General features: G+C 65.6%; 14 protein-coding genes. 8 read left to right on the forward strand and 6 right to left on the reverse strand.

Annotation, left to right across the window (positions count from 1 at the left end; all coding sequences use genetic code 11):
* Positions 1-5 precede the first annotated feature (5 nt).
* Both U5A58_RS22770 and U5A58_RS22775 read right to left on the reverse strand, forming a co-directional pair.
* Positions 6-1,289: a c-type cytochrome gene (locus tag U5A58_RS22770; protein WP_321946731.1), complete on the reverse strand. Its 1,284-nt coding sequence runs from the start codon at positions 1,287-1,289 to the stop codon at positions 6-8.
* A gap of 79 nt (positions 1,290-1,368) precedes the next feature.
* Positions 1,369-1,974 carry a c-type cytochrome gene (locus tag U5A58_RS22775; RefSeq protein ID WP_321963232.1) on the reverse strand — a complete coding sequence of 202 codons (606 nt, stop codon included), beginning with the start codon at positions 1,972-1,974 and terminating at the stop codon, positions 1,369-1,371.
* 525 nt (positions 1,975-2,499) lie between these two features.
* Between U5A58_RS22775 and U5A58_RS22780 the strand changes: the two genes are divergently transcribed.
* The gene (locus U5A58_RS22780) at positions 2,500-3,240 is read left to right on the forward strand and encodes a FadR/GntR family transcriptional regulator (protein ID WP_321963105.1); all 741 of its coding nucleotides are present in this window, start codon (positions 2,500-2,502) and stop codon (positions 3,238-3,240) included.
* 78 nt (positions 3,241-3,318) lie between these two features.
* Here the strand turns inward: U5A58_RS22780 and U5A58_RS22785 are convergent, their stop codons facing one another.
* The gene (locus U5A58_RS22785) at positions 3,319-4,902 is read right to left on the reverse strand and encodes an aldehyde dehydrogenase (NADP(+)) (RefSeq protein ID WP_321963106.1); all 1,584 of its coding nucleotides are present in this window, start codon (positions 4,900-4,902) and stop codon (positions 3,319-3,321) included.
* A 281-nt stretch (positions 4,903-5,183) separates the two neighbouring features.
* Here U5A58_RS22785 and U5A58_RS22790 point away from each other — a divergent pair, with 281 nt between their 5' ends.
* From U5A58_RS22790 to kdgD, 4 genes are all read left to right on the forward strand, one after another.
* Positions 5,184-6,515 (forward strand): MFS transporter, encoded by a 1,332-nt coding sequence (locus tag U5A58_RS22790; protein WP_321963107.1) that lies wholly within the window; start codon positions 5,184-5,186, stop codon positions 6,513-6,515.
* A gap of 39 nt (positions 6,516-6,554) precedes the next feature.
* Positions 6,555-7,643, forward strand: coding sequence for a lactonase family protein (locus U5A58_RS22795; RefSeq protein ID WP_321963108.1), 1,089 nt, complete (start codon positions 6,555-6,557; stop codon positions 7,641-7,643).
* A gap of 65 nt (positions 7,644-7,708) precedes the next feature.
* Positions 7,709-9,058 (forward strand): glucarate dehydratase, encoded by a 1,350-nt coding sequence (gene gudD, locus U5A58_RS22800; RefSeq protein WP_321963109.1) that lies wholly within the window; start codon positions 7,709-7,711, stop codon positions 9,056-9,058.
* A gap of 51 nt (positions 9,059-9,109) precedes the next feature.
* Positions 9,110-10,027, forward strand: coding sequence for a 5-dehydro-4-deoxyglucarate dehydratase (gene kdgD, locus U5A58_RS22805; RefSeq protein WP_321963110.1), 918 nt, complete (start codon positions 9,110-9,112; stop codon positions 10,025-10,027).
* Between the two features lie 114 nt (positions 10,028-10,141).
* Here the strand turns inward: kdgD and U5A58_RS22810 are convergent, their stop codons facing one another.
* Complete coding sequence (locus U5A58_RS22810) at positions 10,142-10,402, reverse strand: H-NS family nucleoid-associated regulatory protein (RefSeq protein ID WP_321963111.1); 261 nt, start codon at positions 10,400-10,402, stop codon at positions 10,142-10,144.
* An 85-nt stretch (positions 10,403-10,487) separates the two neighbouring features.
* Positions 10,488-11,210 (reverse strand): cytochrome b/b6 domain-containing protein, encoded by a 723-nt coding sequence (locus U5A58_RS22815; RefSeq protein ID WP_321963112.1) that lies wholly within the window; start codon positions 11,208-11,210, stop codon positions 10,488-10,490.
* 184 nt (positions 11,211-11,394) lie between these two features.
* Here U5A58_RS22815 and U5A58_RS22820 point away from each other — a divergent pair, with 184 nt between their 5' ends.
* Positions 11,395-11,994: a TMEM175 family protein gene (locus U5A58_RS22820; protein ID WP_321915416.1), complete on the forward strand. Its 600-nt coding sequence runs from the start codon at positions 11,395-11,397 to the stop codon at positions 11,992-11,994.
* A gap of 54 nt (positions 11,995-12,048) precedes the next feature.
* Here U5A58_RS22820 and U5A58_RS22825 read toward each other — a convergent pair whose 3' ends face one another.
* Positions 12,049-12,618 carry a DUF4142 domain-containing protein gene (locus U5A58_RS22825; protein ID WP_321915415.1) on the reverse strand — a complete coding sequence of 190 codons (570 nt, stop codon included), beginning with the start codon at positions 12,616-12,618 and terminating at the stop codon, positions 12,049-12,051.
* A 412-nt stretch (positions 12,619-13,030) separates the two neighbouring features.
* On the opposite strand from U5A58_RS22825, the gene U5A58_RS22830 reads away from it, so the two are divergent.
* Entirely contained in the window at positions 13,031-14,359 is a 1,329-nt protein-coding gene (locus U5A58_RS22830) for an MFS transporter (RefSeq protein WP_321915414.1), read from the forward strand.
* Between the two features lie 10 nt (positions 14,360-14,369).
* Positions 14,370-16,031, forward strand: coding sequence for a class I adenylate-forming enzyme family protein (locus U5A58_RS22835; RefSeq protein WP_321963113.1), 1,662 nt, complete (start codon positions 14,370-14,372; stop codon positions 16,029-16,031).
* Positions 16,032-16,093: the final 62 nt, after the last annotated feature.

Below are 16,093 nucleotides of genomic sequence, written 5' to 3' on the forward strand. Positions count from 1 at the left end.
CAGCCTCAGAAAAGCGGCGCGGAACGCAGCGCGTTCACTTCATGTTCGGAAACCGGCGTGCCATGGTTGCCCCACGCCGTGCGGATATACGTGACCACGGCCGCCACTTCTTCGTCGGAGAGCGACTGTGCGAAGGGCGGCATGCCATAGGGCATGGGGTTCTTTTGCGTGCCCGGCGCATAGCCGCCGTTGAGCACCATGCGGATGGGGTTTACGGCCGAGTTCATCTGAATGGACTGGTTGTCGGCGAGCGGCGGGAAATGCGGCGGCTTGCCCTGGCCTTGCGCCGCGTGGCACACCGCGCACTGCGACTCGTAAATCTTCTTGCCGAGCGGCACGAGGCGCGCGGCTTCCTCCGTCACGAAGGTGCTCTTGGGCGACTTGTCGACCTCGTTGTTGTGGCCCGGCAGCGACTTCAGATACACGGCCACGGCGCGCACGTCTTCTTCCGTGAGGTACTGGAAGCTGTCGTAGACCACTTCGGCCATCGGTCCGTACACGGCGCCGCGTTTCGACACGCCCGCGTGCAGCAGATCGACGATGTCCTCGATGCTCCAGTCGCCGAGGCCCGCTTCCTTGTTCGACGTGAGCGAAGGCGCATACCAGTTCTGCACGGGAATCAGGCCGCCCTGGAACTCCTTCGAGGCCGAGTTGCCGCCGAGCGCGTTGATGGCCGTGTGACACATCGTGCAGTGGCCGAGGCCTTGCACGAGATACGCGCCGCGATTCCATTCGGCGGACTGCGTCGGGTCGGGCTTGAACTCGCCTTGGCGGAAGAACAGCGTGCGCCAGCCGAGCAGCAGCGCGCGCTTGTTATACGGGAAGCGCAGATCGTGCGGGCGGTTCTCGACGTGCACGGGCGGCGTGGAGAGCAGGTACGCGAAAATGGCGTCCGAGTCCGCGCGCGTGACCTTCGTGTACGACGCGAACGGCATGGCCGGATAGAGCAGCGTGCCGTCGCGCGATTTGCCCTCGTGCAGCATGCGGTAGAACTCATCGGCGGTCCAGGCGCCGATGCCGAACGTCTTGTCCGACGAGATGTTTGGCGTATAAAGCGTGCCGAACGGCGTTTCCATTGGACGGCCGCCGCCGAACATCTGCTGGGAAGGCACCGTGTGACACGCAATGCAGTCGCCCGCGCGCGCGAGATATTCGCCGCGTGCGATCTGCTCGGCGTTGCTCGCGATCGGCTTCGCATTGGCCGCGGCGGCTGCCGCTGCGGCGCTGGCCGCGTTGGCTGCGTTCGCGCTGGGCGCGGCCGTTTGCGCGTGCGCGAGCCCGGCGCCCATGCAGAGCGTGAGCGCCGCGCATGACAGGCGAAGCGAAGTGGGGAGAAGGGATCGAAGTCTGCGCACGTCGAGGCCCCGGCTAGTTATGGACGCTGCCGCACGCGAGCGGCAGCGGCGAGGCCGCCGCTGGCTTCGTATCGGCAGGCGCGGGTTGCGACGAGAGCCACGCCGCGATCGCGGTGATGTCGCGGTCGGCGAGACGGCTGGCGATGTCGTGCATGCAGTCCGGCGCGGCGGCTCGGCGCGTGCCGTAGCGGAACGCACCGAGTTGCGCGCTGATGTAGTTCGGATGCAGGCCCACGAGACCCGGAATGGCCGGCTGCATGCCGGTGAGCGAAGCGCCGTGGCAGAGCGCGCAGGCAGGCACGTTGCGCTTGCTGTCGCCGTTCATGACGAGCGACTTGCCGAGCGCGAGCGTGGCCGCATCGACCGTGGGTTTGGCTGGCGGCGGATAGGGCGGGTGCTCCTGCGCGAAGAACTCCGCGATCTGCTTGAGGTACGCGTCGGGCAGATACGCCAGCAGATAGTTCATGGGCGGATAGCTGCGGCCGCCGTCGCGGAAGGCGACGAGCTGGTTGAACAGATAGCCGGCCGGCTTGCCCGCGAGACGCGGAAAGTAGTCGTTGTCGGTGCCTTCGCCGTGCGCGCCGTGGCAGGCCGCGCAACCCATCACGCGGGCCTGCATCGTGTCAGGCGCGGGCTCGGCGGGCGGCGCCGCGAAGAGCGGCGCCCAAGGCAGCGCGAGCGCAAGGATGAGGAAGACGATGCGGTTTCTCAATGATTCCCTCGGTACGGAATGTGACTACACAAACGCGTTGCGATTCGATATCAGTTGAGGCGTCGTCCGTGGGGATTCTGGTTTTCTTTGACGGCCGGGCGCGCACCTTGTTGTGGAGATTATCGGAGAACGCCGACTTGTGCAGCCAGGATGCGCAAATAAATTCGCTCCGATCGCAGCGGCACGATATGTTTGCTAACACAACGGCATGCGCGTCTCATTGCGAAAAGACGAGGCGCGAATTGCATCGGAATACGAAATAAAATGAGGATCATTTCGTGGGCGAACCTGTGTGGTGTTCAGGCCGTCTCGCGCGCAGGCCATCACGCAGTCATAGGATGTCCTTGGTCGCTTGTGCGCAGGCTTTTCCTGTGGTTGTCCGACAACGTATAATGCAGCGATATATACGCATATCGAGCCAAGGAGAGCCACATGGCGGAGTCGCTTGCCACGCCCATCGCCGCGCGTAGCCGCAATCTCGCCGAGCAGGTCGTCAACTTCATCAACGAACAGATCGCCACGCGCGCGCTGAAGCCTGGCGACAAGCTGCCCACCGAAAGCAACCTCATGACGCAACTGGGCGTGAGCCGCACGGTGGTGCGCGAGGCCATTTCGCGTTTGCAGGCCATGTCCGTGATCGAAACGCGTCACGGCATCGGCAGCTTCGTGCTGGAGCCGCGCCGCGAGCCGCTCGATCTCGACGTCGTGCCGGCCAGCACGCTGGACGATGTGCTTTCCGTGCTCGAACTGCGCATCAGCCTCGAAACGGAGGCCGCGGGTCTGGCCGCGCAGCGTGCGAGCGAGCGCGACCTGGCCGGCATGCGCGCCGCGCTCGACGCACTCGACGTCGTGATCCGCTCGGGCGGCGACAGCTCGGGCGCCGACCTCGAATTTCACGTCTCGGTGGCGCGCGCCACGGGCAACCGTTATTTCGTCGATATCCTCACGCAGATGGGCGCGGCATTGATCCCGCGTCGTCGCGTCGATTCGGCGGGCATTGCGCATCGCGATCCGCAGGCTTACGCCGAACTCGTGAACCGCGAGCACGAAAGCATTTTCGACGCGATTGCTCGTCACGATCCCGAAGGCGCGCGTGCGGCCATGCGCATGCACCTGTCGAGCAGCCGCGAGCGGCTGCGCCGTGCGGCGGCGGAGTCGGGGGAAAAGGCGTAGGGCGCTTGAACTTCGAGCGCGCATGGAAAAACAGCGGCCAAGGCCGCTGTTTTCATTGACATCAACGAAAGAAGGCGATTACCCGCGCACGAGCTCGCCGTTCTTGCGGCGCCAGAGGTCGAGCGGATTGGCGTCCGCGAGCGCCTGCGGCAGCAACTCGGCGGGGAAGTCCTGATAACAGACCGGACGCAGGAAGCGCTCCATGGCGCTCGTGCCCACCGACGTCGCGCGGCTGTCGGACGTGGCCGGGAACGGGCCGCCGTGCACCATTGCGTGCGTGACTTCCACGCCGGTCGGGAAGCCGTTCACGAGCAGGCGGCCGGCCTTGCGCTCGAGAATCGGCACGAGGCGCATGGCGGCGGGCACGTCGCTGCGATCCATCTGGATCGTCGCGGTGAGCTGACCCGCGAAGTGCTCGGCCACGGCGAGCAGTTCGGCTTCGTCCTTGCAGCGCACGAGCGTCGAGGCCGGGCCGAACACTTCGTCTTCGAGCGCGGGCTGCGCGAGGAAGGTTTGCGCGTCGGTTTCGAAAAGGGCGGCGAACGCCTGGTTCGGGCCGCTCGCGGGCTGGCCTTGCGCGAGCGCGCTCACGCCCTGGGTTTCGGCGAGACGCCGCGCGCCTTCTTCATACGCCGCATGGATACCCGACGTGAGCATGGTCTGCGCGGGCTTGACGCCCAGCGCCTGCGCGGCGGCCTGCGCGAACTGGTCGAGCGCCGGACCTTCGATGCCGATCGCCAGACCCGGATTCGTGCAGAACTGCCCCGCGCCGAGCACGAGCGAATCGACGAAGCCCTGGGCGATGGCCGCGCCGCGCGCCGCGAGCGCCTCGGGCATCAGGAACACGGGATTGATGCTGCTCATTTCCGCATAGACGGGAATCGGCTCGGGGCGGTTCGCGGCGATGCGCATGAGCGCCGTGCCGCCCGCGCGCGAGCCGGTGAAGCCCACGGCCTTGATGGCCGGGTGCGCCACGAGCGCTTCGCCCACGGTGCGGCCCGCGCCGACGATGAGCGAGAACACACCTTCGGGCAGCCCCATCTCCTGCACGGCTTGCTGAATCACGCGGCCGACCATCTCCGACGTGCCGAGGTGCGCGCCGTGCGCCTTGACGACCACGGGGCAGCCCGCCGCGAGCGCCGCGGCGGTGTCGCCGCCCGCCACCGAGAACGCGAGCGGGAAGTTGCTCGCGCCGAACACCGCGACCGGGCCGAGCGCGATTTTCTGCAGACGCAGGTCGGCGCGCGGCAGAGGCTTGCGATCGGGCAGGGCGGCGTCGAGCGTGGGCGTCAGCCACAGGCCCTGGCGCACTTCCTGTGCGAACAGCTTCAGCTGACCGACGGTGCGGCCGCGCTCGCCTTCGAGGCGCGCCTTGGGCAGGCCGGTTTCAGCGTGGGCGCGTTCGGTGAGCGCGTCGCCGAGCGCGGCAATGCCGTCGGCGATGCGTTCGAGGAACGCCGCGCGCACGGCGAGGGGCAGCGTGCGGTAGCCGTCGAACGCTTCGGCGGCGAGCCGGCAGGCGGCGTCGACGTCGGCTGCCGTGCCGCTGCCGAAGGCCGGCGCGGGGATCGCTTCGCCCGTGGCGGGATTGAAAGCCGCGAGCGGCTTTTCCGAGCCGCGCACAGCGCGGCCTCCAATGAGCATGTCGCCAGTGATTTGCATGTCGTCTCCGAGCTTCGTTCCAGTGATGGTTACCGTGAGTTAAGTCATCGTACAACTATCATACGCCAGATCACGGTCGCCGAACATCTGCGGCAGGCACTTTTGGACGTGATGGGCGTAGAAAGTACGTCAATATAAGCCTTATCGGTTATGATTCCCGTTCCATGGCAGGGTAAACACGACGTTGGTTCCCGGTGCAGGCACGCTTAGAATGTCATCAGACAACGTACCACGAAACATTCAATCCGCGCGCCGCCGGCACGCCTGAAGGAGACAACCCGATGTCCGCCCCTGCCAACCGTTATGAGGACCTGCTGGAGTCGGCTAGCGCCAAGGTCCTGCGGCACGTGCTCCCGCTGTTCCTCATCATGTTCATCGCGAACTATATCGACCGTGTGAACGTCGGCTTCGCCGGCGCGCACATGAAGGCCGATATCGGTCTTTCGGCGGCGGCGTACGGGTTCGGCGCGGGGCTGTTCTTCGTGGGTTACGCGATCTTCGAGGTGCCGTCCAACATCCTCATGCAAAAGTATGGCGCACGCGCCTGGCTCACGCGCATCATGGGCACGTGGGGCATCGTGGCGGCCGCCATGGCGTTCGTGCACAACGACACCTCGTTCTATGTGCTGCGTTTCCTGCTGGGCGTTGCCGAAGCAGGCTTCTTTCCCGGCGTGATCTATTACTTCGCGCAGTGGCTGCCGCAGAAAGAGCGCGGCAAGGCGGCGGCCGTGTTTCTCGCGGGCTCGGCGTTCGCCTCGGTGCTCTCGGGCCCGATCACGGGCGCGTTGCTTTCGGTGCGCGGCCTGGGTCTCGCGGGCTGGCAGTGGATGTTCCTGATCGAAGGCGGCTTTTCCATCGTGCTGTGCGGCGTGAGCTGGGTGTTCCTCAAGTCGCGCATTCGCGACGCGCACTGGCTCACGAGCGACGAGCAGGGCGCGCTCGAAACGTATCTGGCGCGCGAGCAGGCCGAGCGCGAAGCCGCAACGGGCGCGCACGTGCCGGTGCTGCGTCTCTTGAAGGACCCGCAGATCGTGCTGTTCTGCTTCCTCTATTTCGCCATTCAGCTCACGATTTACGCGGCCACGTTCTGGCTGCCCACGATCATCCGCAAGATGGGCGGCTTGAGCGACTTCCAGGTGGGCCTCTACAACGCCATTCCGTGGATGATCGCTATCGTCGCGATGTACGGTTTCGCGCTGCTCTCGGCGAAGTACCGCTTCCAGCAGGCGTGGCTCGCCATCGCGCTCGTGATCGCGGCTTGCGGCCTGTTCGCTTCGACTTCGGCGGACCCGGTGTTCTCGTTCGTGGCGATCTGCTTCTCGGCTATCGGCTTCAAGGCGGCTTCGTCGCTGTTCTGGCCCATGCCGCAAGGCTATCTCGACACCCGCGTGGCCGCCGGCGTGATCGCGCTGATCAATTCGCTCGGCAACCTGGGCGGCTTCTTCGCGCCGGCCACCTTCGGCTATCTTCAGCAGCATACGGGCTCGATTACGGGCGGCCTCTACGGCCTGGGCGTGACTTCGCTCATTGCCGCCGCCGCCGCGTTCCTTGCCCGCAACAAGCCGTCGCGCCGCACCTTTGCAGATGATTCCGTGCACAGCGGCGCGCACTGAACCTGAGCGCAACCGTCAATCGAGAAGGACACACACACCATGAACCAGCCGACCCCGGAACGCTTCTTCGTCTACGTCGCGAATTCGAAAGATGGCGACATTGGCGTGTTTCATCTCGACGCGCGTAATGGCGCGCTCACGCCGCAAGCGCGCGTGGCCGCGCAGGACAATGTGATGCCGATGGCGCTCTCGCCCGATCGCCGCCGCCTCTATGCGGCCACGCGCGGCGCGGACAAGCGCATCAACGACTATGCCATCGACGCGCAGACCGGCAGCCTCACGCCGCGTGCGCAAACGCCGATCGAATCGAGCCTCGCGTATCTGTGCGCCGAGCCGCAAGGGCGTTTCCTGCTGGGCGCTTCGTACGGCGAGCATCGCGTGAGCCTGTATGGAGCGAACGCGCTCGAGAACGGGCAGGGCGCGCCGCTCCAGGTGATCGCCGATATCGAGCATGCGCACGCCGTGATCGTTTCCGCCGATGGCCGCTTCGCGTACGCGTCGTCGCTCGGCAGCGACCGCGTGTTCGCCTTCGCGCTGGAAGACGATGGGCGTCTCGTCGAAATCGGCGCGGTCGATCTCGGCGCGGGCTTCGGTCCGCGGCATCTGCGCTTTTCGCCGAACGGCGACGTGCTGTATGTGCTGAGCGAATTCCGCGCGACGGTGGCGGTATTCGCGCGCGACGCCACGAGCGGCAAGCTCACGGCGCTGCACGTTTCGCCGCGCGCTGCCGCCCTCGCGCATCTGAACGACGGCTTTGCGCGCCCGAGCCCCACGGACCCCGTGCAGCCCGACCCGGCGGTGCTCGCGAAGAACGTTTGGGCCGCCGATATCCACGTCTCGCCCGATGGGCGCTTCGTCTACGTGTCCGAGCGCACGACGAGCCAGATTCTCACGCTGCGCGTGGCTCATGATGGCGCGCTCGAATACGTGGGCGCGAGCGCGACCGAAACGCAGCCGCGCGGTTTTCGTATCGATCCCACGGGCCGCTTTCTGGTGGCGTGCGGAGAAAAATCGCAGCACGTCTCGGTCTATTCCGTCGATGCGACCACTGGCGCACTCGCACCCCTCTCGCGCGGCGAGGGTGGTAACGGTGCGAACTGGGTGGAGATCGTCGCCGCCAGCGCTTAACCGGTTCAACCCAAAGTTTCGATTGTCAGGGCGCAGCGCGCCGCACTTTTACAGGTAATCCGTTCATGTCTACACAAACCGTTCAACCGAACGCCACGCCCGTTGTGACCGAGCTGCGCGTCGTGCCCGTGGCCGGCCGCGACAGCATGCTGCTGAACCTCTCCGGCGCGCACGGTCCGTTCTTCACGCGCAACGTCGTGCTGCTGCGCGACAGCGCGGGCCACACCGGCATCGGCGAAGTGCCGGGCGGCGAGGCGATCCGCAAGACGCTCGAAGACGCGCGCGCGTTCGTGGTCGGCCAGTCCATCGGCAATATGCAGTCGGTGCTCAACACCGTGCGCAAGCAGTTCGCCGACCGCGACTCGGGTGGCCGCGGCCTGCAGACCTTCGACCTGCGCACGACGATTCACGCGGTCACGGCGCTCGAAGCCGCGCTGCTCGACCTGCTCGGCCAGCATCTGAACGTGCCTGTTGCCGCGCTTCTGGGCGAAGGGCAGCAGCGCAGCGAAGTGGAGATGCTCGGCTACCTGTTCTTCATTGGCGACCGCAACAAGACCGATCTCGCGTACGCGAGCGGCGCCGATGGCCGCGACGACTGGGAGCGCGTGCGCACCGAAGAAGCGATGACGCCGGAAGCGGTCGTGCGCCTCGCCGAAGCCGCGAAGGCGCGCTACGGCTTCAACGACTTCAAGCTCAAGGGCGGCGTGCTGGCGGGCGACGCGGAAATGGAAGCGGTCACGGCGCTGGCCGAGCGCTTTCCCGAGGCGCGCGTGACGCTCGACCCGAACGGCGCCTGGTCGCTCGCGGAAGCGATCCGCCTGTGCCGCGACAAGCACGACGTGCTCGCCTACGCCGAAGACCCCTGCGGCGCGGAGAACGGCTATTCGGGCCGCGAAGTGATGGCGGAATTCCGCCGCGCCACGGGCCTGCCGACGGCCACCAACATGATCGCGACCGACTGGCGCCAGATGGGCCACGCCATTCAGCTGCAATCGGTGGACATTCCGCTTGCCGACCCGCACTTCTGGACCATGCAGGGCTCGGTGCGCGTAGCGCAGATGTGCAACGACTGGGGCCTCACGTGGGGCTCGCACTCGAACAACCACTTCGACATCTCGCTCGCCATGTTCACGCACGCGGCGGCTGCCGCGCCTGGCAAGATCACCGCGATCGACACGCACTGGATCTGGCAGGACGGCCAGCGCCTAACGCGCGAGCCGCTGCAGATCGTGGGCGGCAAGGTGCAGGTGCCGCAAAAGCCGGGCCTTGGCATCGAGATCGACATGGACGAGCTGGAAAAGGCCCACGCGCTCTACCAGGAGCACGGCCTCGGCGCGCGCGACGACGCGATCGCCATGCAATACCTCGTTCCCAACTGGAAATTCGACAACAAGCGTCCGTGCCTCGTGCGCTGAACGCCACCTTCGACTGAACACCTTTACTGACTTCGCAACAGGATCAAGACCATGACCACGCCGCAAGAACTCAAGCAAATCGTCTCCGAAGGCCTGCTTTCGTTCCCCGTGACCGACTTCGACGCGCAAGGCAACTTCCGCGCGAACACCTACGCCGAGCGCCTCGAATGGCTGGCCCCGTATGGCGCGAGCGCGCTGTTCGCGGCGGGCGGCACCGGCGAATTCTTCTCGCTCACGAAGAGCGAATACTCGCAGGTCATCAAGACGGCCACCGAAACCTGCAAGGGCAAGGTGCCGATTCTCGCGGGCGCGGGCGGCGCGACGCGCGTGGCCATCGAATATGCGCAGGAAGCCGAGCGCAATGGCGCGCAGGGCATTCTGCTGATGCCGCACTACCTCACGGAAGCCTCGCAGGAAGGTATCGCCGCGCACGCCGAGCAGGTCTGCAAGGCCGTGCCGAACATGGGCGTCATCATTTACAACCGCGCCAATTCGAAGCTGAACGCGGACATGCTCGAGCAACTCGCCGATCGCTGCCCGAACCTGATCGGCTTCAAGGACGGCGTGGGCGAAATCGAGGCGATGGTGACGATCCGCCGGCGTCTGGGCGACCGCTTCTCGTACCTGGGCGGCCTGCCCACGGCCGAAGTCTACGCAGCGGCGTACAAGGCGCTGGGCGTGCCCGTGTATTCGTCGGCGGTGTTCAACTTCATTCCGAGGACGGCCATGCAGTTCTATCGCGCGATTGCCGCCGACGACCACGCGACGGTCGGCAAGCTCATCGACGAATTCTTCCTGCCGTACCTCGCCATCCGCAATCGCCGTGCGGGCTACGCGGTGAGCATCGTGAAGGCGGGCGCGAAGCTCGTGGGCCACGACGCGGGCCCCGTGCGCGCACCGCTCACCGACCTCACGCAAGAGGAAGTGGCGCAGCTCGACGTGCTGATCAAGAAGCTCGGCGCGCAGTAACGCGCCCGGTGTTCACGCCATGCTCGCGCCAGGCGGCGCGTGGCATGGCTGGCTGCACGACACGCGACAGGGCCCTTGCGGCCCTGTTTGCTTATGAAGCGCGAATGCGGCCGGTCAGGCGTTGTCGGCGGTGTCGCCGAACAGGTCCAGATTGGCGCGCTCGCGCTTTTTGCCTTCATTGCCTTCGGTCTTGCGTGTGCGGCGCGCGGCTTTTTCGCGGCGCGGCTTGCCGAACACCTCGTCGGGCGTGAAGCCGAATTCGGCGATTGCCGCGCGCACGGTAGCCAGCGCCTCGTGGGCCGCTTCGGCGCGCGCCGCTTCGATGCGCTCGTCAAGCTCGCGCTTCTGGGCGAGCAATTCGCGGTAGGTAGCCATCAATCATTCTTGTCGAGTGAAAACGAGCCGCTGATTTTACGCGCTGTGCGGGCTTCGCGTGGGTTTGACACATCAATTTGCGGCATCACACATAGGCGGCGAGGAGGGCGGTCACGACGCCCGATAAGCCCATCAGCAAGGCCGCGAGCCAGAGCGATCCGCGCGCGGGCGCACGTACCGAAGCTGGCAGGCGCTTTTTACCGCTTACCATCGGGCCGATCAGATTGTGGCCTTTCACGAGTGCATAGACGGCAATCGCGCACACGTGCAGCACGACGGCCGCCGCGAGCAGATCCCAGCCCCACGCGTGCAGGCCAGCGATGGCATTGGCGATTTTTGCGGGCACGATTTCGCTGAGCGGGCCTTCGTCGGCGATATCGTTGTTGTCGTAGAGTCCGGTGAGCGTTTCGATTAGCAGCAGTGCGAGCAGCAGCAGAACCATCCAGCCGCCCGCCGCGTTGTGGCCCACCTGCACGTCGGGCTCGCGCCGCAACACGTGGCGCAGATGTTCGATCGCCCTGCGCGGCGAGGCGACGAAGCGCGAGAAGCGCGCCGTCTCGCTGCCGAAGCACCCCCACAGAATGCGAAACAGCACGAGCGCGAGCAGCGTTTCGCCAAGGCGCACGTGCATCTGCATCCAGTTCATGCGCTGCGTGACGTAAGCGGCGGCCACGAGCACGACGCTCAGCCAGTGGAAGAGCCGCGTGGGCAGGTCCCAGACGCGCACGCGGCGGTCCGGGCGTTCAGCGTGCTCAGGGTGCTTGGGGTGCTCAGGGCGGTTGCGGGATGCGGAGGTCGGGGCGTTCATGATCCGTGGCTGGCAGGCTTTCTGGCGGGCGTGGCGCTCAAGGGCATCATAGGTCAGGAACGCTTGCGCGCCATGTGCAGCGCAAGATACGCAATCGTGCCGCCCCCGCGGCTACGTGGCGTCGCGCCGCGACTTCGGCCATACTTGCCGCTTGCCTTACATCCCTTGCAGACCGATCCCGCAGATGGAAAAAAATCGACTCGAAGCATTCAGCGATGGCGTGCTCGCCATCATCATCACGATCATGGTGCTGGAACTCAAGGTGCCGCACGGCGACACGCTCGCCGCGCTTGCGCCGCTCTGGCCGGTTTATCTGAGCTATGTGCTGAGCTTCATCTACGTGGGCATCTACTGGAACAACCATCATCACATGCTGCAGGTGGCGCGCCGTGTGAACGGCTCGGTGCTCTGGGCCAACCTGCATCTGCTGTTCTGGCTCTCGCTGCTGCCGTTCACCACGGGGTGGATGGGCGAGAACGAATTCGGACGCTGGCCGACCGCGCTTTACGGCGTGAACCTGCTGCTCTGCGCGGTTGCCTATGTCGTGCTGCAATTCACGCTCGTGCGCTATCACGGCACGCAAAGCCCGCTTGCCATTGCATTGGGCAGTGACGTGAAGGGCAAGATTTCGCCAGTGATTTATCTGGCCGGGTTTGCGCTTGCAGCGCTCGACTATCCCCGCGTTGGCGCGATTTTCTATTTCATTGCGGCGTTGCTCTGGCTCGTGCCCGATCAACGCATGGAGCGGCTGGCTCTCGCCGCGAGCGAAAAGAAGGAAGAGTAAACAGCACTGGGGCCGGCGCGCGAGCGGCCGGCCCCTTTGTGTATCACATCGTCATCAGCCTGCCAGGTGCTTGCGCTTGGCAAGTTCCTGCGCCTTGGCATAGTCGGCCTGGATCACGGGCAGGCCTTCCGTTGCTGCCTTCTTGAGGCCCGCGTCGCGGCCCGAGGCGATCTCCGCCTGGAACGCCGAGAGCGTTTTCTGCTGGCCGGCCAGCGCGACCTGCTCGATATACGTCTTGTCGAAATCCGCGCCGCGCAAATTGTTGATGCTGCTGATCACCGCCGCATCCGGGTCGTTGCGCGGCACGTCCACGCCGCGCGGGCTCGCCGCGCGCATCGAGTCGGAGAGCTTCGAATAGTCGGCCACGAGTTTTTCCGCGAAGGCCTTCACTTCGCGGTCGGTCGAGCGCGAATCGGCAATGCGCGCGGCATCGCGCTGCGTGGCGACGGTTTGCGTGCCGTCTGCGATGAAGGCCTTGTCGGCTTCGTGAAGCCGAACGGCCGCGCCCGAGGTGGAGGCAGAAGCCGCGGAAGGCGCGGGGGTCTGCGCATGAGCGCTCAGCGAAACGGCGCAAAGGCTGGCGGCCGAAGCCGCGATGAGCGAGGCAAGCGAGAGGCGAGTCATGTGAACTCCTTTCTGCATAGTTGGTATCGATTACGCGCGCAGTGCCGCGCCATTCCATGTGGCATGTGGTGCGGCTTTGCGCGCGACCGTTCTGGCGTGTCAGCCTTGCTGCTCAACGGTCTGAGGAATTCTATGAACTCGCTTGCCATTCAGGTGAAACGATTGCTTCGCTTGTGTAACGGTTGGTAAGAGAGCATGCGAGAGCCATAACGATCCGCGTATTCACATCGACGTCATGTGTTTATGCAAAACGGCGTTCTCCATTCGCGCCAACCGGCGCACAATGTCCCTCGCGCGTATTGTTGCCCCCACAGCGAAAAGTCCCACGATGTGGGCACGAACGCGGTTTGAGTCCCACGAGCGCGCGCAAAAAGCGCGCGCAAAAAAAATAGGCCAACGAGGAGGAGACAGGATGGACGACAAACTGGTTGCACCCGCATCCACCAGCACACCGGCAGCCTCAACCACCGCCGCCGCGAACTTTCGCTGGCGCGTGCTGATCTGGCTGCTGTTCGGCGGCATCATCAACTACCTCGATCGCGCGAATCTCGCGATCGCCGCACCCGGCATGATTCACGACCTGGGCCTCACGCGCACGCAAATCGGCCTGCTGGGCACCGTGTTCGCCTGGACCTACGCGGTCATGCAATTGCCTGCGGGCTGGATCATCGACCGCTTCGGCGCGAAGCGCGCCTATGCAGTGGGCATGATCTGGTGGAGCGTGGCGACGTGGCTCACCGGCGTGGTCGGCTCGATCTCTGGCCTCATCGTCATGCGCGCGCTGCTTGCCGTGGGCGAGGCGCCGTGCTGGCCGACCTCCGCGAAGATCACAGCGGCATGGTTTCCCGCCAAGGAGCGCGGCTTTGCCACCGGCATTTGGGATTCGTCGTCGAAGTGGGGGCCTGCGCTCGCACCCGCCGTGCTGGTCGCGCTGATGATCGCCTTCGGCTGGCGCTCGCTTTTCCACGTGACGGGCGCTATCGGCATTGTCTTTGCGGTGCTGTTTCTGTTTCTCTATCGCAACCCCGTGCAGAGCAAGCGGCTCACGCGCGAGGAGTTCGCCTACATCGAAGCGGGCGGCGGCGGCCACGAGCGTTCGCTCACGACCGCGCCCATTCGCTGGCGCGCGCTGTTCGCTTCGCGCAGCGTGTGGGGCATGATTTTCGGTTACTTCTGCGCGATCTGGCTGTGGAATATCTTTCTCGTGTTCCTGCCGCTCTATCTGCTCGATCGCTTTCATATTTCGTTCGCACAACTGGGCTTCTACGCGAGTATTCCGTGGTTCGGCGGCGCGGCCGGCGAGATCGTCGCGGGCTGGATTGCGAAGAAGCTCGTGGATCGCCATGTGGCAACGCCCATGGTCGCCAAGCGCTTGCTGATCGTGGTGGGCGCGATTGGCGCGGGCGTGTGCGCGGCGGCGTTGCCGCTCGCGGGCACGATCGGCGCGAGCGTTGCGCTGATGACGCTGGGGCTCGCGTTCATCGCCGCCACCATCGGCAACGCGTGGGCGCTCGCCGCCGATATCGCACCGTCTTCGATGGTTGCATCCGTGAGTTCGATCCAGAACTTCGGCGGCTACTTCGGCGGCGCGTTCTCGCCGGTCGTGGCAGGGTTTATCGTCGACCGCACGGGATCGTATTCGCTCGCGTTCATCATGGGCGGTGCGATTGCGGGGTGCGCAGCGCTGTTCTACTGGTTCATGGCGCGCAAAACGGTGGGTCAGCCGGCCGAAGCGGCTTGAGGAGGCCAACGTGAACGCCTACGAAAGCTTTCCCTGGCGCGCGCTATACGACACCGGTATCCAGGCGAATCCTCAGCAGGACTATACGAACGGTCTGGACATGTTCGCGGCGGCGCTCGCTCGCGCGCCGCATGAAAGCGCGCTGCTGTACTTCGACGGCAGGCTCGACTGGCAGGCGCTCGACGCGTGGAGCGACCGCATTGCCTGCGTACTGATTGACGAAGGCGTGCAGCGCGGCGATCGTGTGGCGCTTTACTTGCAGAACGTGCCGCAGTTCGTGATGGCTTTGCTCGGTATCTGGAAAGCGGGCGCCGTGATGGTGCCGGTCAATCCGATGAACCGTGCGCGCGAACTGAAACTGCTGCTCGACGATTCGCAAACGCGCGCGCTGATCTGCGATGCCGCGCTCGAAGGCGATGTCGTTCGCGAAGTGGTCGCGAGCATCGAAGCCGACGGCAATGCCGCGCCGCGGGTACTGACCACGCGCGCGCGTGCGCTGCAAACACGCGACGATCCGCGAGTGTTCGGTGCACACGGCGAAGAGAGCGGGGGGACACGCGATCTTTTGCAGGCAGCCCAGTCCGTGCAGAAAGGGCGCAAGCCGCCGCCAGTCACGCTTGCGGCGAGCGACCCCGCCATGCTCGTCTATACCTCGGGCACGAGCGGCCGCCCGAAAGGCGCGATCTGCACGCACGGCAATTTCGCGTTCAACGCGCAGACCTACCGCGACTTCTGCGGCCTGCGCGAAGGCGGCCCGATACTGGGCGTCGCGCCGCTCTTTCACATTACCGGCCTGGTTGGCCATATCGGCGCGGCGTGGATTGCGCGCGCACCGCTTATTCTCACGCACCGCTTCGACCCGGCAGCCACGCTCGACGCCGTCGAGGAGCACCGCGCGGAGTTCACCATCGGCGCGATCACGGTGTTCATCGCGCTGCTGCATCACGCCGATGCAACCCGCGAGCAACTGGCCACGCTCACGAAGATCTATTCGGGCGGCGCTCCCATCGCGCCGAGCGTGGTGGATGCGTTCCGCGCGAAGTTCGGCCACGTGATCCACGGCGCGTATGGGCTTACCGAAACGAACTCGCCCACGCATATGGTGCCGCTCGGAAAGATGGCGCCCGTCGATCCGCGCAGCGGCGCGCTCGCCATGGGCGTGCCGGTGCCGGGCGCCGAAGCGGCGATCGTCGGCGACGACGGACAGGTGCTCGCGGCCGGCGAAACGGGCGAGATCGTCTGCCGCGGACCGATGATCGTGCCCGGGTACTGGAGCAACGCGGCAGAGACGGCCCGTGCGTTTCGCGGCGGCTGGTTCCATACCGGCGACGTCGGCTTCATGGACGAAGCGGGCTGGTTCTATCTCGTCGACCGCAAGAAGGACATGATCAACGCGGCCGGCTTCAAGGTCTGGCCACGCGAAGTGGAAGACGTGCTTTACGGCCATCCTGCGGTGCGCGAAGCAGCCGTGGTGGGCGTGCCCGATGCGTATCGCGGCGAGACGGTGAAGGCAGTGGTGAGCCTGCGTGCGGGCGCAGTGGCCGATGCAGCGGAGTTGATTGCATTCTGCAAGGCGCGCATGGCGGCGTACAAGTATCCGCGCATCGTCGAGTTCCGCGACGAGTTGCCGAAGACGGCCACGGGGAAGATATTGCGGCGGGAATTGCGGTAACGGTTGCGCGCGCAACTTGATCAGGTTGAAAACCGACGCGCCCCGAGACAGGATCGGGGCGC

The sequence above is a fragment of the Paraburkholderia sp. J7 genome (assembly GCF_905220155.1).
In the GTDB taxonomy this organism is placed as follows: Bacteria; Pseudomonadota; Gammaproteobacteria; order Burkholderiales; family Burkholderiaceae; genus Paraburkholderia.